Genomic DNA, 20,803 nt, shown 5'->3' on the forward strand with positions numbered 1-20,803 from the left:
GCGGCATCACTCCAGAACGAGAGCGCTTTGCGCCGGGTTGAACCCGATCGCCTGAAAAGATAGACGGCATTCCTCGGAAGCCGCCTTGAGCGTGACGCTGAGTCCACGCGCCTTGGCGCTGGTCGCAGCCGAATGCAGCAGCTGGATCCACAGGCTCGGGAACGGGCCGGCCTCGGCGCATTCGACCGCGATGCTTTCCTTCTGCTCCAGCGCGACGAGGAGCTGATTGCGGAATGCAGCAGCCTCTGATCGGCCGAGGAAAGGCGGAAGGGAGACGGTTATGACCACGGCGGCGCCCTGTGATTGGTGACTAGGCAGAATCTGCACGATTAGTAAAAATTTCGCTAAGCTGGCGCTGTCGCGGCAAGGATTGTGACCATTCCGGGGCAACAATTCCTGCGTCAGAACAGGCTGTTGCTGATCGCGCGCGGCACCAGCGTGATCGCGCCGCTCGCTTCCTTGTACTTGCGCGGCACGTTGATGATGCCGGACAGGTGCAGCCAGAGATTATTGGGCGAGATCGGCTTCACGATGATCTCGTGCGCGCCGAGTTTGGCGGCCTGCACCACCGAGCGCCGGTCAGGCTTCTCCATCATCACCAGCACCGGTGCCTTGGCGAAGGGCGAGGTCTTGAACGAACGGATCGAGGCCAGGCATTTCAGGCTGTCTCCGTCCGGCAAGTCCCAATCCAGCATGACAATGTTCGGCTGTTTCTGAATGAAGGTCGTCGCGGCGGAGGCCAGATCTGCCGCCTCGAAGACGCGTTGCAGCTGCGCCTGATAGAGCATGGTGCGGATGATCCGCCGATAGTGCGGGCTGGGATCGATCAGCAGCACCGAGAGGTTGGGGAAGGATGGCGCGATATGCATGTCAGCAACTCGAAACCCGTACTCAACACGACATTGGAGACGACCGCTCCCGTTCCCGCTTGGCCTCTCAGACGCTAAGGCCGAACCGGATTCCACCCCAGTGGCGGCCCCGGACGAAGATCGGCGCCGACAGGTCTTCCATCACCAGGAAATTGCCTCCGCCCATGTCGCGCCGGTAGGTCTGCAGCAGGAACGGTTTCTGGTTGCGTCCCGCGGCAAGGCCAGTGCGATCGTTGAAGATGCGGCGGTTGCGGCAATTGGCGTTGTTCCAGACCGGATCGGCCCCTTGCGGCTGCGAATATTTGCGGTTGTGCGTCGGCAGGTAGCCATTGCGGTCGATGGCCGCGCAGAAGACGATGCGCTTGTTCGCCGTCAGCAGCCTTTCTTGTACCGGCGGCAACAGCCGGTCGGTCAGCGCGGTAAAGCGGCTCATGAACTGCTGGGGATCGCTGCCCTGGACCGGCCGGTAGGCCTCGTCGAACAGTTCGGCCAGGCCGACCTCGCCCTTCGCCATGGCCTGCTCGAACAGGTCCGAGATCGTCGCTGCCGCTTCGACCGCGATCTCGATCATGTCCGATTGCGGCGTGCGCACGCCGGAGCCCGCTATCGCGCCCAGGATCGCCTCGCTGGTCGAAACCAGCGACGCTCCTCGCCGCGCCGCGACCTCGAGGTTGCGGCCGGACTGGTCGACGCCAGCGACAAGGTCTCTCAGCTCTCCACCGACCTGAGCGAAAGCGACGGCGTTCTCGCGCGCAGGGGTCGAGATCGAGTCGATCTCGCCGATCAGGCCGACCACCGAGCGGCCGAAATGGTCGAGTTCGCCGATCTGCTGGGAAATGCCCTGGCTTTCCTCGCTGGCGCGCCGCGCCGCCTGCGCATTCGCCTCGCTCTGCTTCGCCAGCTGGTCGACGGTCGCGACCAGGGCATCGAGCTGCTTGGCGCTCGCCGACGTGGCGTCGCGGGTCTGCTCGGCGAGCTGCTTCACCGCCGCCGCGATCACAGCAAAGCCGCGGCCGGCGACGCCACTGCGCGCGGCCTCGACGCCGGCATTGATCGAAAGCAGCTGGATTTCGCGCGTGATCGTCTGGATCGCTTCGCTGGCCTCGCGGACCTTGTGCGCCCGGCTCACCGCCTCGTTCAGCGCCTGCGAGATCGACTGTGCGCCGTTCGAGAGTTCGGCGATATCGTTCTGCGCCGCATTGAGGCCCTGCCGGACCGCACCGGTGACGCGTTCCAGCCCGCTCTTGACCACGGATGCCGCCTCCTGGGCGGCCTCGGCAGATTGCTGGATCGCCTTATTGGAGCGCGACACCTGATCGACCGAGGCGACCACGCGGTGCAACCCGTCGGTCTGCCGGTCGAGCTCGGCATTGACGTCGCCGATGCGGCCGGACATGTCGGTGATCTCGGCGCTGAGCTTGCCAAAGCGCTCGGCGATCTCGAGCACCGCGCGCGATGCGGCCTCCGCCCCGGGCGCATCCTCATTGGCAGGATCAGGCAACTTCAGGGCCTGGGCGTGCATCGACGCTGCGCATCCTTCTTGGAGTTCTGCCAAGCGAACCTAAAGGAACGCAGTAAATCCGCCGTTAATGGTGCGGGCGCTCCTTTAAGGGCTATCGCGTGCGGTTCCCTCGGCCCGGCACCACGACTAGGCTGCCGGCGGAACGACAGCCTGGGACGCGCCGCTTGAACAGCCGACAGCTCGAAACCTTCGCCGCGGTGATGAAGGCCGGCACGATCTCGCGCGCCGCCGAGCTCCTCGGTGTCACCCAGCCCGGCGTCAGCCGCGCCATCGCCGAGCTCGAACGCTCGCTCGGCTTCCTGCTCTTCGACCGCATCCGCAACCGCATCGTCGCGACGCCCGAGGGCAAGCTGTTCTACGCCCAGGTCCAGGCCTCCTTTCTCGGCATGGACACGCTGCGCGCCACTGCCGCTCGCATCCGCGACCATGGCGCCGGCCAGTTGCGGATAGGCTCGCTCTCGGCCCTCGGTTCCTCGCTGGTGCCAAGGGCAGTGCGCCGCTTCCGCGACAGGCGCCCGGACATCGCGGTGACGCTGATGGTCCTGCCCTCGCGCGATGTCCGCGACGGCGTCGCCTCCGGCGCCTTCGACATCGGCCTCGCCGCCGACGAGATCGACACATCCGGCGTACTGCATCAGCCCTTCGTTCAGCCGCGCGCGCTTTGCGCCATGCCACTCGGCCACCCGCTCGCCGAGAAAGAACTGATCAAGCCGGCCGACCTCGATGGCGTCCCCTTTATCGCCTATGTGCCCGAAGACCGCGCCCGTCAGCGGCTCGACCGCATCTTCGCCGAGGCCGGCGTCAAGCCGCGCGTCGTGGTCGAGACCATCTATGCCGCGACTGTCTGCGCCCTCGTCGCGGAGGGGGTGGGCATCGGCCTGGTCAGCCCCTATGCGGTCGCCGGCGCCGATCCGTCCCGGCTGGTGCTGCGGCCCTTCGAGCCGGAGGTACAGAGCCGCAGCCTGCTGATCCTGCCGCTCGACCGGCCGAAATCGCAGCTGGTGCGCGACTTCATCGACTGCCTGATGGAAGTCCGCTGATCGGCCCGATGCCGGACGTCCATAACATCGCGGCATCGACCTATAAGTTCAGCCTGATTGCTGCACCGGCGACGTTGCCCGATCCTTCGCGTCGATCAACTACAAGCGAGGGGCGCGCGCATGAAACCGTTTCTGACAGGTCTTGCCGGCACGGCGACCGCGGTTGCGCTCGCGCTTGCCGCCGTGACGCTTGCCGGTCCGCAGTCCTCCGTGCCGGCTCTGGCGCAGTCCTCCGAATGGGCCGGCAAGACCCTGACCGTCGGCATCCACAACCGCACGCCTTGGGCGTATCGCGATAAGGACAACAACGTCGTCGGCATCCATCCCGACGTGATCCGAGCCGCCTTCGCGCCGCTCGGAATCACCAAGTTCGACTTCGTCGTGTCCGATTTCGGCGCGATGATCCCGGGCCTGCTCGCCAACCGCTTCGATATCGTCGCCTCCGGCGTCGCGATCACGCCGGCGCGCTGCGAGCAGATTCTGTTCGGCGAGCCGGATGTCGCCGTTGGCGACAGTCTGCTGGTGCCGAAAGGTAATCCGCTCAAGCTCCATTCCTACGAGGACATCGCCAAGAACCCTAGTGTCCGCCTGGCCGGCGGTCGCGGATCAGAGAATACCAAGAACGCGCTCGCTGCCGGCATCCCGGAATCGCAGATCTCGCTTTTCCCCAATAACGAGGCCGCGGTCAGCGCGATCCTGGCCGGCCGCGCCGATGTGACGACGCTGTCGGTGCCGAGCGCCATCGGCGTCATCGAGGAGCAGAAGGTTGCGGGCATCGAACGCGCCTTGCCCTTCAAGGGCCTGATCAAATCCAACGGCCAGCCGGCTAGGCTCTACACCGGCACCGTCTTCCCCAAGACCAGCGCGAAGCTACGCGACGCCTACAATGCCGAGCTTGCCAAGCTGCGGGCCGATGGCCGCCTCGTGAAGATCATGGAGAAGTATAATTTCGCAGCCGAGGACGACGCCGGCAGCATCACCACCGCGCAGATCTGCAGCGGAAACGGCTGATCGCGGACACGGGACAAGCTAATGAGCTTTCTCGAGGTCCTTTTCGGCATTTTCCAGGGACTCGGCGTCACGCTCACGGTGACCGCGCTAGGCATGCTCTATGCTGTTCCCTTTGCTTTCGCCGCCGGCATCGGCCAGCACGTCAGTCGTGGGCTGGCCTACGCGGCGGTCACCACGCTGATCGAGTTCTGGCGCTCGACCTCGGTCGTGATCCTGCTTTACGGCTTCTACTACATCCTGCCGTCGGCCGGCCTGCGGCTCTCCGGCATCACGGTCGGTTCGATGGTGCTCGGCCTGCATATCGGCGCCTATGGCAGCCAGGCGGTGCGCGGCGCCTTGCAGGCGCTCGACAAGGGCCAGGCCGAGGCCGGCCGCGCCATCGGCCTGCGCGACTGGCAGATTCTCATGCTGATCGAACTGCCGCAGGCGCTGCTCGCCATGGTGCCGACCTTCATCAACCAGTTCATCCAGCTGGTGAAGGGCACGGCTCTCGTCTCGCTGGTGACGCTGACCGACATGACCTTCCGGGCCAAGGAGATCGCCCAGATCCACTACGATCCGCCGAAGATCTATTTCGCCCTGCTCGTCGCCTATTTCATGCTTTGCTATCCGGCGACGATCGCTGGGCGCTGGGTCGAGCGGCGGGTCGGCGCCGGCAGGAAGCTCGACCATGAGCTTTGATCTCGCCTTCGCCCTCTCGACCGTGCCGAAGATCGCCGGCGCGCTGGGCTCGACCATCGTGGTCGCGATCCTGAGCTGCATCTTCGCAGCCTTGCTCGGCTTCGGGCTGGAGACCGTCCGGCGCACCGGCCCGCTCATGGGCTATGCGATGCGCTTCGCGATCGACTTCATCCGCTCGACACCGCTGCTGGTGCAACTCTACTTCTTCTACTTCGTGCTGCCGGTCTACGGCATCAAATTACCGGCGCTCCTCATCGGCGTGATCGCGATGAGCATCTACTACAGCGGCTATCTCGCCGAGGTCTTCAAGTCAGGCATTGACGGCGTCGCCAAGGGCCAGTTCGAGGCCGCCAAGGCGCTCGGCCTGAGCCGCCTGCAGGGCGTGCTGCTGGTCATCGCTCCGCAGATGCTGCGCAACATCGCCGCCCCGATGGGCAACTACTTCATCGGCATCTTCAAATCGACGCCCTATCTCGCGGCCATCGCCGTCCATGAATCGTTCGGGGCCGCGCTCGACATCGCCTCCGACACCTTCCGCTACACCGAGCCGATGCTTGTCGTCGGCGCATTGTTCCTCGCCATCGCCCTCGTTCTCGCCTGGCTGGTGCGCCGGCTGGAGGAGCGCCTCGCGCTCTCGGCCAGGCGCTGACACTGCCATTCAAAGCAGAGACCCACCATGCAACCAGAACTCCTCGCCAGGCTGACCGAATGGCGCCGTCATCTCCATGCTCACCCCGAACTGTCCGAACGCGAGCACGGCACTGCCGCCTTTGTCCAGGCGCGGCTGACCGAACTCGGCATCCCCTTTGAGTCCGACATCGGCGGCTCCGGCATCGTTGCGACCCTGGCCCGGCCGGGCTCGAACCGCTCGATCGGCCTGCGCGCGGACATGGATGCCCTCCCGATCGCGGAGGCGAGCGAACTGCCTTACGCCTCACAGACGCCAGGCGCGATGCATGCGTGCGGCCATGACGGCCATACCGTCGCGTTGCTTGGCGCTGCCGCAACGCTCGCCCGCGATGACGACTGGAAAGGCACCGCGCAATTCATCTTCCAGCCGGCCGAGGAGAACGGCGTCGGCGCCAAGGCGATGATCGCAGATGGACTTCTGGAACGCTTCCCGATGGAGCGCGTCTTCACCTTCCACAATTGGCCCGGGCTCGAAGCCGGCACGGTCGCCGTCCACGACAGCGCCGTCATGGCCGCCGGTGGGCGCTGGTTCATCACCCTGCACGGCCTTGCCGGCCACGCCGCGACACCGCATCTGACGCGCGACCCGATCGTCGCCGCCGGCCATCTCATCGTCGCTCTGCAGACCATCGTCTCGCGCAATGTCGATCCGGCCGATGCCGTCGTCCTCTCGATCGGCCAGATCCAGGGCGGGGTCGTCAGCAACCAGATTCCGGGCAGCGTCACTTTGGTCGGGACCTTGCGCAGCTATCGCCAGGAGGTGCGCGAGGCGGTGATCAAGCGCATGGAAAGCGTCATCGCCGGCATCTGCGAAGCTTACGGCATGCGCTCGGAGCACGAGATCCTTTCGACCGGCCGCGCCGCCATCAACAGCCCGGCCGAGCGCGACCTCTCGGTCGAGGCGGCACTGGCGGCGGGACTCGCCGTGCGCCGCGACCTGCGCCCGAGCACGACCGGCGACGATTTCTCCTTCCTCCTGCAGCAGCGTCCCGGCGCCTATGTCTGGATCGGCAACGGCCCAGCCGCGCCGGACGGTGAGCTCCACAATGCCCGCTACGATTTCAACGACGCGATCCTGCCGGCGGCCATCGGCTGGATGACGAGCGTCGCCAAGCTCGCCCTCGCCGACCGGCCGCAGGGCTGAGACGAAAAACTATAACCGCGCAGCATCGAGCCATACCGCCGAGCTGATTGCCGCGCTCTTAGAAAAGCCTGAGCCTCACCTTGTGAAAGGGCCTTCCCATGCATGACACCACCCGCAGTGTTCACCATCCGGCCGTCAACGAGGAGGGCTATGCCAGTCTGACGGTGCCGACCCACCGTGCCTCGACCATCGTCTACCCTGACGCGGCGAGCTTCTTCGCCCGCAGGCATCGCGGCTTCGACGGCTATACATATGGCCTGCACGGCACGCCGACGACGCGCACGCTGGAAGCGCAATTGACCGCGCTCCACGCCGGCGTGCGCACCGTGCTCGTCCCCTCCGGCCAGGCGGCGGTCACCATCGTGATGCTCTCGGTGCTGCTGCCGGGCGACAAGGTGCTGATCCCCGATCAGGTCTACCAGCCGGTGCGCAGCTTCTGCGAGGAGTACCTGAAGCCGCGCGGCATCGACTACGGCGTCTACGACCCGCTGATCGGCACCGGCATCGCTGCGCTGATCGACGAGCGGGTCAAGCTGGTCTGGGTCGAGTCGCCGGGCTCAAACACGATGGAGGTGCAGGACGTGCCCGCCATCGCGAAGGCGGCCAAGGCCAGGGGCGTGCTCGTCGGCTGCGACAACACCTGGGCGACGCCGCTGATCTTCAAGCCTTTGGCCCATGGCGCCGACTTCGCCTGCGAGGCGCTGACCAAATATGTCGGCGGTCATTCCGACCTGCTGCTCGGCTCCGTCACCGTCGCCGATCTCGGCCTGCGCGAGAAGCTGAAGGAGACGCTGCGCGGCTTCGGCGTCGGCGTCTCGCCCGACGAATGCCAGCTTGCACTGCGCGGTCTGGAAACCCTCGCGCTGCGCCTGTCCCATATAGGCAAGGTTTCCGAGGATTTCGCCCGGCGCCTGACCCGCTCGCCAGCGGTCGAGACCGTGCTGCACCCGGCCCTGCCCTCCTGCCCCGGCCATGAGTTCTGGAAGCGCGATATGGGCCGCTCGTCCGGCGTGTTCAGCGTCGTGCTGAAACCCGCGCCCCACGCCTTGTTCGAAGCGGCACTGAGCGCACTCAAGGTCTTCGCCATCGGCGCCTCCTGGGGCGGCACGCGCAGCCTGATCGCGCCGCTTGCGCTGGATGGCGAGCGCACCGTCACACCTTGGCCCCATCCCGGTCCGGCGCTGCGCATCAGCATCGGCCTCGAGGATCCGGACGACCTCTGGAACGACCTCGACACGCTACTTGTCGCGCTGGAACAGCCGGCGGCCGCCAAGGTCGCCTGAGGCCAAAAGACCAAAGACGACGAACGCGGCGGAGGCAGCGCTTCCGCCGCGGCGGGAGAACTTTGCCTAAAAACAACAACAGGGGATCTAGGATGAAACGGATTTTGCTTCGCCTGACCGCCGCGCTCGCGCTCGCCGCCGGCTTCGCTGCGCCTGCCAGCGCCGACACGCTGAAGATGATCCGCGATCGCGGCAAGATCATCTGCGGCACCAGCCCCGGCGTCGCCGGCTTCTCGACGCAGGACGCCAACGGTCGCTGGCAGGGCTTCGACATCGACATCTGCCGGGCGCTCGCCGCTGTCATCTTCAACGACACCGAGAAGGCCGGCTTCGTCTCGCTGACCTCGAAGGACCGGCTGATCGCGCTGCAGGCCGGCGAGATCGACGTCCTGCCGCGCACCACGACCTGGACGCTGTCGCGCAATGCCGGCCAGGGCGTCACCTTCACCACCGTCAACTACTATGATGGCCAGGGCTTCATGGTTTCGAAGAAGCTCGGTGTCTCCTCCGCCGCGCAGCTCGGCGGTGCCTCGGTCTGCGTCGCCCAGGGCACCACCAGCGAACTCAATCTCGCCGATTATTTCCGCAAGCTCGGGATGAAATACGAAGCCGCCGCCTTCGGCACGTCGGAGGAAGCGCTCAAGGCCTATGAATCGGGCCGCTGCGACGCCTACACCACCGACATCTCGGCCCTCTCGGCCGTCAGGATGAAGCTGCAGGACCTCGACGATCACGTCATCCTGCCCGAGGTCGTCTCGAAGGAGCCGCTCGGGCCGTGGGTGCGCACCGGCGACGAGACCTGGTTCAACCTCGTGCGCTGGACCGTGCTCGCGCTGATCAACGCCGAGGAGCTCGGCATCACCAAAGCCAATCTCCAGGAGATGCTGAAATCCACGAACCCCGAGGTGAAGCGCTTCCTCGGCCTCGACGGCAAGATGGGCGAGGCGATGGGTGTCAGCAACGACTGGGTTGTGCGCGTCATCTCGGCCGTCGGCAATTACGGCGAGAGCTTCGAGCGCCATCTTGGCAAGAGCTCGCGCCTGCAGCTGGCACGCGGCCCGAACGAGCTCTGGAGCAAGGGCGGCATCCAGTACAGCCCGCCATTCCGGTAGGCGGCGCGGCGGGCGCACGGAACTGCCGGGCTTCCCGGCAGTTGTAGACTCCGTTGCATCACCTAGGAGTACTGCCCGTGCCTGCCATCAAATCCCTCTTCGCCGGCGCCGCTGCGCTCATGCTGGTTTCCGGCTCCGCCATGGCCCAGCCGCGCACGCTCGGCCCGCAGACCGGCACGGTCAAGATCGAGCAGATCTCCGTCGCCTTCATCGCCTCCGGCGAGCTCGGCGGCGGCACCTTCACCTATCGCGGCCGCTCCTATCCGATCTCGGTCGGCGGGCTCGGCATCGGCGGCATCGGCGCCGCGCGCGTCGTCGCCAGCGGGCGCGTCTACGGCCTGACCACACGCAACGACCTGGCAGGCCCTTACGTTCAGCTCAAGGAAGGCTGGGCGGTCGGCCGCGCCGGCCAGGGCCGTGTCTGGCTCAAGAACGACAAGGGTGTGACCCTCAGCCTCGACACGCGCCGCCAGGGTCTGCAGGCGACGATCGGCGCCGACGGCGTGGTGATCGCCTTCAAGTAGGCGAAACCACCGACAGGAAGGCACTGAATGGCGGCCGGGCAGATGCTCGGCCGCTTTTCTAGAACCGGATCCGATCAGATTGAGCCAATCTGATCGGTGAATCCGTTTCTCACTTTGAACTCTATCGGCTTTCCGCGTCCAGCCGCGCATACTCTGCCGCAAGGAAATCGAGCAGCACCCTTACGGAAGGCAGCAAGCCGCGCCGTGACGGGAACACCGCGTGGATGATGCCCGCCCGTGGTGCCCAGTCCGGCAGGACATGCACCAGCCGGCCCGCCCTGATGTCCTCGGCCACTACCATCGTCGGCATCTGCACAACGCCGACGCCCTCGAGCGCGGCATGGCGCAGCGCGACCATATCCTCGGTGACGAAGCGAGGCTGGTGGCGGATGCTGGCTTCGGCGCCGTCCCGCCCGGTAAGCTGCCATTCATGGCTCTGCTGCACGCTGCCCCATGACAGGCTCGGCAGCGCCCCGACATCGGCCGGCACCAGCGCCCGTCCGATCTCCGCCAGCAATTGCGGCGCCGCCACCAGGCATTGCCGGCTTTCGGCCAGCGTCTTCATCACCAGCTCGCTTTCCTCGAGCGGCGGGAAACGCACCCTGATCGCAATGTCGAAGCCCTCGCGGATTACGTCGACGCGCCGGTTGGTGCTCTCGAGCTGCACCTCGACCTTCGGGCAGGTCGCGAGGAAGCGGGCGATCATCGCGCCGACCTGGAAATAGAGCACCGCCGAGGGGCAGGCGACCCGCACCACGCCCTGCGGCGCGGCCCGGACCCGGTCGATCGCCTCCTGCGCCGCCTCCGCCTCGACCAGCATGGCGAGGCAGTGCCGATAATACTCCCGGCCGATCTCGGTGACGGCGAAGCGCCGCGTCGAGCGCTGCACCAGCCTGACCCCGAGCCGCTCCTCCAGCAGCGCCAATCGTCGGCTCAGGCGCGAACGCGGCATGCCGAGCACCCGTGCCGCGGCGGCGAAGCCCTGATGCTCGACCACCTGGGTGAAGAAATAGAGGTCGTTCAGATCCTGCATCGCGCCACCATTGTCCTGCCAATAGGACAGACCGGCAGGATTATGCCGGCTACTGCGCCTTCCGTCTCACTCATATTCTCCTTGGCAACGCAGCGCCGCACCGGCGCATCCAAGGAGATGAAGCCATGCGACAGGTTCGCGGCATCTACAGCAGCCCCGCCGCCCATTGGGTCGGCGACGGCTTTCCCGTCCGTTCGATGTTCTCGCATGCGACGCAGGGCGAGCATGTCAGCCCCTTCCTGCTGCTCGACCATGCCGGGCCGGCGCAGTTCCCGCCCGCGGAAAAGCCACGCGGCGTCGGCGTCCACCCGCATCGCGGCTTCGAGACCGTCACCATCGTTTATCAGGGCGAGGTCGAGCACCGCGATTCCACCGGTCAGGGCGGCCTGATCGGCCCCGGCGATGTGCAGTGGATGACCGCCGCCTCCGGCATCCTGCACGAGGAGTTCCACTCGCAGGCCTTTACCCGCAATGGCGGCACGCTCGACATGGTGCAGCTCTGGGTCAACCTGCCGGCGAAGGATAAAGGAGCCGCTCCCGGCTACCAGACCCTGCTCGACAAGGACATTCCCGCTGTCACGCTGCCTGATGGCGCCGGCACGCTGCGCGTCATTGCCGGCGACTATCAGGGCCATGCCGGGCCGGCCCGGACCTTCACCCCGATCGACATCTGGGACCTCGCCCTGAAGCGTGACGGGCAGACCTCGCTCGCTCTGCCGGAAGGGCGTACGCTCGGCATCGTCGTCCTGCGCGGCAACGTCCTGATCAACGGCGCCGACAAGGCCCGCGAAGCCCAGTTCGTGCTGTTCGACCGCACTGGCGGCGAGATGACCATCGAGGCCGAAACCGATGCCGCCGTGCTGGTCCTCGGCGGCGAGCCGATCGACGAGCCGGTCGCCATGCACGGCCCCTTCGTCATGAACACCCGTGAGGAGATCCGCCAGGCCATGGCCGATTTCCAGGGCGGCGCCTTCGGCAAGATCCCGACCAGCAAGATTCCGGCCTGAACGCCGGCACCGGCGCCGTCCGCCGCCGCAATGCCGGACATCGACGTACGTTCACGGAGAACGACAATGACCAAGCCCTACATCCGCCTCGACAAGGACAAGGCCGCCGTCCTGCTGGTCGACCACCAGGCCGGCCTGCTCTCTCTGGTCCGCGACATCGACCCGGACAAGTTCAAGAACAACGTGCTGGCGCTGGCCGATCTCGCCAAATACTTCAAGCTGCCAACGATCCTGACCACCAGCTTCGAGGATGGTCCCAACGGCCCGCTCGTCCCGGAGCTCAAGCAGACCTTCCCGGATGCGCCGTTCATCCCTCGCCCGGGCCAGATCAACGCCTGGGACAATGAGGACTTCGTCGCGGCGGTGAAGGCGACGGGCCGCAAGCAGCTCATCATCGCAGGCGTCGTCACCGAGGTCTGCGTCGCCTTCCCGGCACTGGCCGCGATCGAGGCCGGCTTCGAGGTCTTCGTCGTCACCGACGCGTCGGGCACCTTCAACGAGATCACCCGCCAATCCGCCTGGCAGCGCATGTCGGACGCCGGCGCCCAGCTGATGACCTGGTTCGGCGTCGCCTGCGAACTGCATCGCGACTGGCGCAACGATGTCGAGGGCTTGGGCGCGCTCTTCTCGAACCACATCCCCGACTATCGCAACCTGATCACCAGCTACACCACCGCCTCGGCGAAGAAGGCCTGAGCCTCCGGTGGAGCGTGGTGCGAACACCGCTGCGCTCCACCTCCCCTTTGCGCGAGCACCAAGGAGACCCGTCATGACGACCCCCGCCAACTTCAACGGCCAGCGCCCGGTCATCGATCCCAGCGATGCGGTCATGCTGCTGATCGACCATCAGAGCGGCCTGTTCCAGACCGTCGCCGACATGCCGATGCCGGTGCTGCGCAATCATGCCGCCGCGCTCGCCAGAATGGCGACGCTCAGCAAGATGCCGGTGATCACCACCGCCTCGGTGCCGCAGGGCCCGAACGGCCCGCTGATCCCGGAAATCCATCAGAACGCGCCGCACGCCAAGTATGTGGCCCGCAAGGGCGAGATCAACGCCTGGGACAATCCCGACTTTGTCGCGGCGGTGAAGGCGACCGGGCGCAGGACCCTGATCATCGCCGGCACCATCACCTCGGTCTGCATGGCCTTTCCGTCGATCGCCGCCGTCCATGACGGCTACAAGGTCTTCGCCGTGGTCGACGCCTCCGGCACCTATTCGAAGATGGCGCAGGAGATCACGCTCGCCCGCGTCGTCCAGGCCGGCGTCGTGCCGATCGACACCGCCGCGGTCGCCTCCGAATTGCAGAAGACCTGGCATCGCGACGACGCCCAGGAATGGGCTGAGGTCTACACCAGGATCTTCCCGCCCTATGCGTTGTTGATCGAGAGCTACATGAAGGCGCAGCAGGTCGAGAAGGATCAGGAGCAGCTCGACTCGCAGCGCGGCTGAACTGTCACGCTCGTGAGTGGACAACCGCTCTACGAGGCTCAACCTGGGCTGCCGGAGTTCCGCACTCCGGTGGCTCGCCCCCAAAAAGGATGTTTCCGATGACGAAGGTTCTGGTTCTCTACTATTCGAGCTACGGCCATATCGAGACGATGGCGCAGGCCATCGCCGAAGGGGTGCGCGAGGCCGGCGCCGAGGCGGTCATCAAGCGCGTGCCCGAGCTCGTCCCCGAGGAGGTCGCCCGCAAATCCGGCTTCAAGCTCGACCAGGCCGCCCCGATCGCCACCGTCGACGAGCTCCCCGATTACGACGCGATCATCTTCGGCGTGCCGACCCGCTTCGGCAACATGGCGGCGCAGATGAAGAACTTCCTCGACCAGACCGGCGGCCTCTGGTTCCAGGGCAAGCTCATCGGCAAGGTCGGCAGCGTCTTCACCTCGACCGCGACCCAGCATGGCGGCCAGGAGAGCACGATCCTCTCGACCCATACCGTGCTGCTGCATCAGGGCATGGTCATCGTCGGCCTGCCCTACAGCTTCCAGGGCCAGATGACGCTTAGCGAGATCACCGGCGGCTCGCCCTACGGCGCCAGCACCATCGCCGCCGGCGACGGCTCGCGCAAACCTTCGGAGAACGAGCTCGCCGGCGCCCGCTTCCAGGGCAAGCACGTCGCCGGCATCGCCGCCAAGTTGGCCGGCTGACGCCCGGACGCACCCCAACCGACTCCGCGGCCCGGCGTTGCAGCACGGGCCGCCTTGCCTTGGACCGCCCGGCTGAACAGACTGCCGATATGCCGGCAATCGCAACGGCGGCAACGCAGCCAAAGAGGATCGTCAGATGGATACCGGCATCGTCGACCGGCCCGACCAGAACCGTTTCGAACTCGCTGTCGGCGACGAGCTCGCCCTCGCCTATTACCGGCTGGACGGCGACCGCGTGGTGCTGACCCATACCGAGGTTCCCCAGGCGCTTTCGGGCCAGGGGGTCGGCTCACGGCTGGCCAAGGGCGTCTTCGAGCAGATCCGCGCTTCAGGCCGCAAGGTCGTGCCGCGCTGCTCCTTCATGGCGGGCTGGGTCAGCCGCCATCCCGAATACGACGACATCGTCGTGGGATGAGCGGCGGCACGCCGGCCCGCCGAGCCGCAGCCCGAAGGCTGGTGGGCCGGGCCGGACTCGAACCGGCACCGGCGCTGTTATGAGCAGCGAGCTCTAACCATTGAGCTACCGGCCCGCAGCACGCCTAGCATCCGGGCGGCGAGGCGTGCAACGGCTTTGCGGCGAGCGCGGGACTTGTCAGGCGAGAACTGGCTGGCCCACCCACAATTGCACCGGGCTAGGCGCGTTGCAGATTGCGGCGCCGGCGCAAGGGACCGAGGACATTGATCTCGAGGGCGCCGACCGTGGTCGCAGTCAGCGCGGCGATGCAGATCATGAGCTTCGAGATCTCTTCCATCGCGCCTTCGATCAGGATCGCGTGAACAACCCCGGCGCTGACGATCGCCACGGCGAGCACGCTGTGCGCGATGCGCCAGTTCCGATGGGAGAGGCGCAAGCGCCTGCGCGCCGCGGCTAGGACGGCGGTGAGGACGAGGCACCACAGGCTGATCACGCCGTAAAGCGAGAACGGCGTCGGCGCGACTAGCAGCAGCGCGTCCATCACGTCCTCGGGGCTATAGGCGTAGAGCGCCCCGATATGCAGTCCGACTGTGGCGACGATCGCGATTCCGCCCCAGCGATGCCAGCGCAGCCCGCGCGCGGCCGGCATCAGGACCGGAGCGGTCGCGGTCAGCAGCGGCTGCACGAACAGCAGGCTGAGCGCCACGACGCCGGCCATTCCGCCGATGACCCAGAGAAACTCGCGGCCGCGCTGGAGCGGGCTCGCCGCCGCCGCGACCACGGGTATGGTGGCGACGGCCGCGATCGCCAGCCAGGCGATGCCCCGCCGGCCTTTGTCAGCTCGACTTGCCGGCATTGCCCGCAGCGGGAGCGAGGACGAAGTCGACGGCCATGCTCTTGTCGTGGCGGCTGTTCAGCACCGGCCGCAGGAACAGGGTCGCAAAGCCGGGATCGTCATAGGCGATGTGGATGTGCGGTTGGCCGAACTGCGGAACGATCGGCGAGATGTCGAGCCGATAGCGGCCGTTCGCATCGGTCATGACGCTGCCGCGATTGCTCGGCTCGCGCTCGCCGCCACGGTCGGTCGCCGCCCAGATCTGGATGCGGACATTGCGCAGCGGCTCGCCGCTACCGGCTTTCCGGACGAGTCCGGAGGCGATGAAGCCGGTTCCGAGGTTTTCGACCAAAGGCGCGTTCGGGATGTAGTTGTTGGCGCCGCCGCGCATCGTCTCGGTCGGAGCGTGGCCACCGGTCTGCGCGCTCGCGGTCGCCAGATGGCGCGGCAGCAGGCCGACGACGCCGGCAGCCGCTGCGCCAAGGAGCAGGATCCTGCGGTTGGGATGGATGATCGTCACGGTCATGATCTGATCCTCGCCATTGCATCTGACATGAGGAAAGACTTTGGGCGGCTTGGCCCGGAGGCAACCACAGGCCCGCCCGACGCATCGTCTTGTCTGTCCCCATCTAAGGAGCGGCCAACGGCGAAGTCCATCGGCCGGGCCATCACCTTCCCGTCATGCCGGCGTGAGGTGGCCGCCGGCAGCGCATGAAAAACGCCGCCGCTCGATGGGAGCGGCGCTGTTATGAGCAGCGAGCTCTAACCATTGAGCTACCGGCCCGCCGCAGCCCTAGCATCCGTCCACCTCCGCGTGCAACGGCTTCGCAGTCACGCTCCACCGATCAGGATACCTGCCGCCAGCACCAGCGCGCCGCCGAGCACGACCTGGAAGGTCGCGCGGGCGAAGGGCGTTTCCATGTAGCGGTTCTGGATCCAGACGATCGCCCAGAGCTCGATGAAGACAACCACCAGCGCGATCGCCGTCGCGGTCCAGAAGGACGGGATCAGGTAGGGCAAGGCATGGCCGAGGCCGCCGAGCGCGGTCATCACGCCGGAGGCGAGCCCGCGTTTCCAGGGCGAGCCGCGGCCGGAGAGCTTGCCGTCATCATGCGCCGCCTCAGTGAAGCCCATCGAGATGCCGGCGCCGATCGAGGCGGAGAGGCCGACGAGGAAGGTCGTCCAGGGATTTTGCGTCGCGAAGGCGGTGGCGAAGATCGGCGCCAGCGTCGAGACCGAGCCGTCCATCAGCCCGGCGAGGCCCGGCTGCACCCAGGTCAGCAGGAATTGCCGGTGCGCAGCGGCATCCTCCGTCGAACCGGCCTCGCCCTTGAGATGGTCCTCGGCGAGTTCCTCCGCTTTGCTCTCGTGGCCGGCCTCCGCTCGCGCCAGGTCGCCGAGCAGTCTGCGCGTCTGCGCATCCGTGCTGCGGCCGGCGGCGGCGACATAGAAGTCGCGCGCCTGGCGCTCCATCGCTGCCGCCTCCTCGCGGATGCGCTCGAGCCCGAGCGTCTCGACCAGCCAGACCGGCCGGCGCTGGTAGAAATCGGCGACATGCTCGCGCCGGATCGGCACCACCACCTCGCCGAAACGGCGCCGATGATCCTCGAGCAGGCGACGGCGATGCTCGTCCTCCTCGCCCGCCATGCCGTCGAACACCGCCGCCGAAGCCGGATAGTCCTTGCGCAGCTTCTCGGCATATACGGCGTAGATACGGCCGTCCTCCTCTTCCGAGGCGATCGCCAGCGCCAGGATCTCGCGCTCGCTCAGGCTGTCGAAGCGACGCCGGCCACTGAGGCCGGCGGGCAGGAACGAGGATAGCATCGCGATTTCCTTTAGAATGATTCTAAAATAAAGGTCGCTCCACCCCACCGCAAGCCCTTCAAACGCAACGCCCCCCGCCTTGCGGCGGAGGGCGTCGAGATGTCGGGTCGTGGACTGCGCGCTGGCCGTCAGGCCGCCCGCGCCTGCTCGTGTTCGTGCTCGGCTGCCCCGCCCTCGCGGAAGCTGAAGCGCGAGATGTGCTCGGTGAGCGAGCGGGTCTGCTCATCGGTCAGCGCCAGCGCGGCGTTGGTCTCCTCGACCAGCGCGGCGTTCTGGTGCGCCATCGTGCCGATGCCGTCGATTTCCCGGTTGATCGTCGAGACATCGGTCGCCTGGCCACGGGCCGTCTGCGAGATGCCGTTCATCAGCGCCGAGAGATCGTTGACCGAGGTCACGATGCTGCTGAACACAGCCGAGCTCTGCTCGACCAGGCCGACGCCGACCTTGACGTCGCCATGGGCGGCCTCGACCAGTTTCTTGACGTCGTTCGAGGCGTCGGCAGAGCGCTTGGCGAGGCTGCGCACCTCGCTGGCGACGACGGCGAAGCCCTTGCCGGCGTCGCCGGCGCGAGCCGCCTCGACCGCGGCGTTGAGCGCCAACAGGTTGGTCTGGAAGGCGATCTCGTCGATCATCGAGATCACTTCCGAGATCTTGCTGGAGGAGACGCGGATGCGGTGCATCGCTTCCAGCGCCGATGCGACGACCTGCTCGCCCTGCTGGGCGCGCTCCTCGGCGCTCTGGGCCATGCCGACCGCCTGAGCAGCGTCCTTGGCGGTCTTCTGGACATTGCTGGCGAAGGCGCCGAGCTGGTTGGTCGCCACCGAGACGGCGTTGCTCTCCTCGCTGGTGCGCTCGGCGAGGTCGGTGACGCCGTCGAGGATCTCGCTGGTCGCGCTGCGCACGGCCGAGACGGTCTCCGACAGGCGCGCCAGCGTGCTTTCGAACTCGCCGGCGAGGCTGTTGGTGCCGTTCTTCAATTCGGCGAAAGCGCCCTGATAACGGCCCTCGACGCGGGCGACCAGACGGCCGTCGGACAGGTGGCCGAGGACTTCGCAGGTCTCGGACAGGCCGGTCTGGACGGTCTCGAGCAGCTCGTTCACCGAGCCTGCGAGCGCGTTGAGCTCGGCGTCGGCGAAGTTGGCGGCGACACGCCGGCTGAAATCGCCCTGAGCCGCCGCCGCGACGACCACGCCGAAGGCCTCGCCAAGCTCCGCCATCATCTGCTGGCGTTGCTCGCGGGCGCGCTCCTCGTCCTCGACCTTGGCGAGTTCGGCGGCGCGCAGCGCCACCGCATTGTCGCGGAAGAGCAGCACGCTCTTCGAGATGTCGGCGATCTCGTCATTGCCCTTCGTCTCGACCTGGGTATCGAGCTGACCATCGGCGATAGCACGGGTCGCGGCCCAGAGCCGGTTGAGGCGGCCGACGATCTGGCGCCGGACATAGAACAGCGCCAGCGCCAGCGCGACGATCAGAGAGCCGAGGCCGATCACGCCGAGCCAGAGCTTGCTCGTCTCGATCAGTGCCTGCGTCGAAACGACGGCGGCCTGCGCCTCGCCACGCGCGCCCTGCACCAGTGCATCGACCTCGCGGCGCAGTTGGGCGGCCGCCTGGTCGACCTCCTTCAGCCCGCGGGCGATGCCTTCGCGGGTAGTGATGTCACGGATGCGGATGTCGACCAGCCCATCGCTGCCCTCGCCGACCGCGATCAGGGCCTCGACCGTGCTGGCCCGCGCCTTGTTGCTGGTGATCTTCTCGGCGTCGGAGAGCAGCGTCCGCAGCCGGTAGGCGATGCCGTTGAAGCGCTCGCGGGCAAGACTGAGCTTCTCCTTGTCGTTGATCTGCGCGATCTCGCGGAGCACGCCGACCATCTCGTTGACATTGGCCTGCAGCGTCCGCGCCAGGTCGAAGATGGCAAAGTCGCGGTCCATCAGCGTCTTGACCGCGCCGGTCAGCGCTTCGCCGGAGAGCACGGCGAGATCGTCGAGCCCGAAGGTCACCGCGAACTTGGCCTGCTCGGCCTCGCCGCTCGCCGCCTTGACGAAGGCCTCGTAGGCCTTGCCGAGCTTCTCCAGCCCGGCTGCCGATTCCGAGGCGTTGCGCAGGCGCTCGCCGGTCAGGTCGTTGATGTCGTTGATCTGGCGCGAGAGGCCGTCGAGCGCGCTCTGGGCCTTCTTGTTGTCGACATTGCCCTGTTCGCCGATCTTGCGGACGAGGTCGAACTGGCGGGCCTCGACCTTGTCGAACTCACCGGTCAGGGCCGCGCGCTCGCGCACGGTCTGCACTTCCATGAAACGCGGCGCCAGCGCGGTCGAGGCGGTCGCCGCCTGCGACAGTTCGAGCGCCAGCTCGACCACCGGCATCTTGCGCTCGACCATGTCGGCGACCGTGCTGCCGACCCGGCCATAGGAGAACCATGCGACCAGCGAGGCTGCGATCGTCAACACCGTCAGGACGCCGAGCGCCGCATAGATGCGGGCGGCGATGCCGACACGCGACGCCTTCTGGCGCGCAGGCTTCTCAGTCTTCGACATTGACGCGGTACTCCTGAAGACAAGCCCGGCAGCGCGGCGCTGGCCGGTAGCGGATCACGGACGATAGGCGGCGGCCGACGATGGTCAGCCGTGAAATGGATGAGTTTGGAAAAATTCGGGGCAAAGGCTCGCCGGCTCGGTGCCGCCTGCAAGCGGCGGCGCGAGCCGGGCCACGCCGGCCGACATGCGACGGCGATCGATCATGCAGGACCTCCCAGCCCCAGGCCGACCGATCCCGATGGACCGATCGACGGCAGAATTGCGGAGGTTCGCTTAAAGAACGCTTAAGTTGCCGGATTCTTCTGAATCACTCGGCCTCTGGGCCGGTTCAGGTTCCGTTAGGATTTGGGGCGCCGGAATCAGCCCTCCGACGCCGGCGGCACCGGCCGCGGCCGGCCGTCATCGTCGATCGCGACGAAGGTGAAGCTCGCGTCGGTGACCTTCTCGTGGAGCGTGGTGCGGAAGCGCTTGGCCCAGGCCTCGACCTGGATCTTCATCGAGGTCCGGCCGACCGATTTGACCGAGGTGTAGACGCTGAGCACGTCGCCGACCTTGACCGGCCGGATGAAGGTCATCGCCTCGACCGCGACGGTGACCACGCGTCCCTGCGCCCGCTCGACGCCGGCGATGCCGCCGGCCTGGTCCATGCGCGACATCACCCAGCCGCCGAAGATGTCGCCATTGGCGTTGGTGTCCGCCGGCATGGCGATGGTGCGCACCGTCAGCGTGCCGCACGGCTCCTCGACAGGATCGACGCCAGGCTCAGTCATCGTTGCCCTTCCCTTCCTCGATATGGAAGGAGTGGAGCACACGATGCAGGATGGGCGCCAGCACGAAGCCGGTGGCGATCACCACAAACAGACCTGAGAAGAGTGCATAGGCTCCCGCGAAGAGCTTGCCGCCGGCGGTCTTGAGCTCGGCGACCGGCCCCATGCCCGACAGGATCATCGCCGCATTGACGAAGGCGTCGACCGCGCTCATGCCCTCGCTGGCGGCGTAGCCCGCCATGCCGATGGCGAGCCCGACCACGGTCAGCGCCAGCCAGAGCAGCACCGCCCGGCCCAGGCGCAGGGCGAAGCGCCGGATCGGAACCAGCCGTTCATGGCGGCGCTCGAACTGCATCAGGCGCGGCAT

Annotated in this window: 23 protein-coding genes and 1 tRNA gene; 13 read left to right on the forward strand and 11 right to left on the reverse strand. The window is 66.9% G+C overall.

What is annotated here, in order from left to right; all coding sequences use genetic code 11:
• Positions 1 to 6: 6 nt before the first annotated feature.
• The 3 genes from ACSQ3M_RS13270 to ACSQ3M_RS13280 form a co-directional block, all read right to left on the reverse strand.
• Positions 7 to 390 (reverse strand): STAS domain-containing protein, encoded by a 384-nt coding sequence (locus ACSQ3M_RS13270; protein ID WP_436150551.1) that lies wholly within the window; start codon positions 388 to 390, stop codon positions 7 to 9.
• 11 nt (positions 391 to 401) lie between these two features.
• A complete protein-coding gene (locus ACSQ3M_RS13275) occupies positions 402 to 869 on the reverse strand; it encodes a response regulator (RefSeq protein WP_436150552.1) in 468 nt (155 codons plus the stop codon).
• A 67-nt stretch (positions 870 to 936) separates the two neighbouring features.
• Positions 937 to 2,391 (reverse strand): methyl-accepting chemotaxis protein, encoded by a 1,455-nt coding sequence (locus ACSQ3M_RS13280; RefSeq protein WP_436150553.1) that lies wholly within the window; start codon positions 2,389 to 2,391, stop codon positions 937 to 939.
• 164 nt (positions 2,392 to 2,555) lie between these two features.
• On the opposite strand from ACSQ3M_RS13280, the gene ACSQ3M_RS13285 reads away from it, so the two are divergent.
• The 8 genes from ACSQ3M_RS13285 (at position 2,556) to ACSQ3M_RS13320 (ending at position 9,876) form a co-directional block, all read left to right on the forward strand.
• Positions 2,556 to 3,431, forward strand: coding sequence for a LysR substrate-binding domain-containing protein (locus ACSQ3M_RS13285; RefSeq protein WP_436150554.1), 876 nt, complete (start codon positions 2,556 to 2,558; stop codon positions 3,429 to 3,431).
• A gap of 120 nt (positions 3,432 to 3,551) precedes the next feature.
• On the forward strand, positions 3,552 to 4,442 hold the full coding sequence (gene ehuB, locus ACSQ3M_RS13290; RefSeq protein WP_436150555.1) for an ectoine/hydroxyectoine ABC transporter substrate-binding protein EhuB: 891 nt from the start codon (positions 3,552 to 3,554) through the stop codon (positions 4,440 to 4,442).
• 21 nt (positions 4,443 to 4,463) lie between these two features.
• Positions 4,464 to 5,123, forward strand: coding sequence for an amino acid ABC transporter permease (locus ACSQ3M_RS13295; RefSeq protein WP_436150556.1), 660 nt, complete (start codon positions 4,464 to 4,466; stop codon positions 5,121 to 5,123).
• Positions 5,113 to 5,772 (forward strand): ectoine/hydroxyectoine ABC transporter permease subunit EhuD, encoded by a 660-nt coding sequence (ehuD, locus tag ACSQ3M_RS13300; RefSeq protein ID WP_436150557.1) that lies wholly within the window; start codon positions 5,113 to 5,115, stop codon positions 5,770 to 5,772. The genes ACSQ3M_RS13295 and ehuD overlap by 11 nt, the downstream gene beginning before the upstream one ends.
• Positions 5,773 to 5,799: 27 nt before the next feature.
• On the forward strand, positions 5,800 to 6,957 hold the full coding sequence (locus tag ACSQ3M_RS13305) for an amidohydrolase (protein ID WP_436150558.1): 1,158 nt from the start codon (positions 5,800 to 5,802) through the stop codon (positions 6,955 to 6,957).
• Between the two features lie 98 nt (positions 6,958 to 7,055).
• The gene (metC, locus tag ACSQ3M_RS13310) at positions 7,056 to 8,240 is read left to right on the forward strand and encodes a cystathionine beta-lyase (protein WP_436150559.1); all 1,185 of its coding nucleotides are present in this window, start codon (positions 7,056 to 7,058) and stop codon (positions 8,238 to 8,240) included.
• Between the two features lie 92 nt (positions 8,241 to 8,332).
• Positions 8,333 to 9,352 carry an amino acid ABC transporter substrate-binding protein gene (locus tag ACSQ3M_RS13315; RefSeq protein WP_436150560.1) on the forward strand — a complete coding sequence of 340 codons (1,020 nt, stop codon included), beginning with the start codon at positions 8,333 to 8,335 and terminating at the stop codon, positions 9,350 to 9,352.
• A gap of 77 nt (positions 9,353 to 9,429) precedes the next feature.
• Positions 9,430 to 9,876: a hypothetical protein gene (locus ACSQ3M_RS13320; protein ID WP_284171113.1), complete on the forward strand. Its 447-nt coding sequence runs from the start codon at positions 9,430 to 9,432 to the stop codon at positions 9,874 to 9,876.
• Between the two features lie 121 nt (positions 9,877 to 9,997).
• Here ACSQ3M_RS13320 and ACSQ3M_RS13325 read toward each other — a convergent pair whose 3' ends face one another.
• Positions 9,998 to 10,909: a LysR family transcriptional regulator gene (locus tag ACSQ3M_RS13325; RefSeq protein ID WP_436150561.1), complete on the reverse strand. Its 912-nt coding sequence runs from the start codon at positions 10,907 to 10,909 to the stop codon at positions 9,998 to 10,000.
• Between the two features lie 125 nt (positions 10,910 to 11,034).
• Here ACSQ3M_RS13325 and ACSQ3M_RS13330 point away from each other — a divergent pair, with 125 nt between their 5' ends.
• The 5 genes from ACSQ3M_RS13330 to ACSQ3M_RS13350 all read left to right on the forward strand — a co-directional run bounded on the left by ACSQ3M_RS13330 (position 11,035) and on the right by ACSQ3M_RS13350 (position 14,479).
• On the forward strand, positions 11,035 to 11,916 hold the full coding sequence (locus tag ACSQ3M_RS13330; protein WP_436150562.1) for a pirin family protein: 882 nt from the start codon (positions 11,035 to 11,037) through the stop codon (positions 11,914 to 11,916).
• 66 nt (positions 11,917 to 11,982) lie between these two features.
• Positions 11,983 to 12,612, forward strand: coding sequence for an isochorismate family cysteine hydrolase YcaC (gene ycaC, locus ACSQ3M_RS13335; RefSeq protein WP_436150563.1), 630 nt, complete (start codon positions 11,983 to 11,985; stop codon positions 12,610 to 12,612).
• A 73-nt stretch (positions 12,613 to 12,685) separates the two neighbouring features.
• Positions 12,686 to 13,366: an isochorismatase family protein gene (locus ACSQ3M_RS13340; protein WP_436150564.1), complete on the forward strand. Its 681-nt coding sequence runs from the start codon at positions 12,686 to 12,688 to the stop codon at positions 13,364 to 13,366.
• A 98-nt stretch (positions 13,367 to 13,464) separates the two neighbouring features.
• Positions 13,465 to 14,064 carry an NAD(P)H:quinone oxidoreductase gene (gene wrbA, locus ACSQ3M_RS13345; RefSeq protein ID WP_436150565.1) on the forward strand — a complete coding sequence of 200 codons (600 nt, stop codon included), beginning with the start codon at positions 13,465 to 13,467 and terminating at the stop codon, positions 14,062 to 14,064.
• A 136-nt stretch (positions 14,065 to 14,200) separates the two neighbouring features.
• Positions 14,201 to 14,479 (forward strand): GNAT family N-acetyltransferase, encoded by a 279-nt coding sequence (locus tag ACSQ3M_RS13350; RefSeq protein WP_436150566.1) that lies wholly within the window; start codon positions 14,201 to 14,203, stop codon positions 14,477 to 14,479.
• 39 nt (positions 14,480 to 14,518) lie between these two features.
• On the opposite strand, the gene ACSQ3M_RS13355 is transcribed toward ACSQ3M_RS13350, so the two are convergent.
• The 7 genes from ACSQ3M_RS13355 to ACSQ3M_RS13385 all read right to left on the reverse strand — a co-directional run bounded on the left by ACSQ3M_RS13355 (position 14,519) and on the right by ACSQ3M_RS13385 (position 20,803).
• A tRNA-Ile gene (locus ACSQ3M_RS13355) sits at positions 14,519 to 14,594 on the reverse strand.
• A gap of 102 nt (positions 14,595 to 14,696) precedes the next feature.
• Positions 14,697 to 15,335 carry a ferric reductase-like transmembrane domain-containing protein gene (locus ACSQ3M_RS13360; protein WP_436150567.1) on the reverse strand — a complete coding sequence of 213 codons (639 nt, stop codon included), beginning with the start codon at positions 15,333 to 15,335 and terminating at the stop codon, positions 14,697 to 14,699.
• Positions 15,316 to 15,840 (reverse strand): twin-arginine translocation pathway signal, encoded by a 525-nt coding sequence (locus ACSQ3M_RS13365; protein WP_436150568.1) that lies wholly within the window; start codon positions 15,838 to 15,840, stop codon positions 15,316 to 15,318. Before ACSQ3M_RS13365 ends, ACSQ3M_RS13360 begins: the two co-directional genes overlap by 20 nt.
• Positions 15,841 to 16,145: 305 nt before the next feature.
• Positions 16,146 to 17,138, reverse strand: coding sequence for an iron exporter MbfA (gene mbfA, locus ACSQ3M_RS13370; protein ID WP_436150569.1), 993 nt, complete (start codon positions 17,136 to 17,138; stop codon positions 16,146 to 16,148).
• Between the two features lie 128 nt (positions 17,139 to 17,266).
• Positions 17,267 to 19,669, reverse strand: coding sequence for a methyl-accepting chemotaxis protein (locus ACSQ3M_RS13375; protein WP_436150570.1), 2,403 nt, complete (start codon positions 19,667 to 19,669; stop codon positions 17,267 to 17,269).
• A gap of 359 nt (positions 19,670 to 20,028) precedes the next feature.
• Positions 20,029 to 20,439, reverse strand: a complete 411-nt coding sequence (locus ACSQ3M_RS13380) for an acyl-CoA thioesterase (RefSeq protein WP_436150571.1) — start codon at positions 20,437 to 20,439, stop codon at positions 20,029 to 20,031.
• Positions 20,432 to 20,803: a hypothetical protein gene (locus tag ACSQ3M_RS13385; protein ID WP_436150572.1), complete on the reverse strand. Its 372-nt coding sequence runs from the start codon at positions 20,801 to 20,803 to the stop codon at positions 20,432 to 20,434. Before ACSQ3M_RS13385 ends, ACSQ3M_RS13380 begins: the two co-directional genes overlap by 8 nt.

Source organism: Allobosea sp. LjRoot90 (genome assembly GCF_964254315.1).
In the GTDB taxonomy this organism is placed as follows: domain Bacteria; phylum Pseudomonadota; class Alphaproteobacteria; order Rhizobiales; family Beijerinckiaceae; genus Allobosea.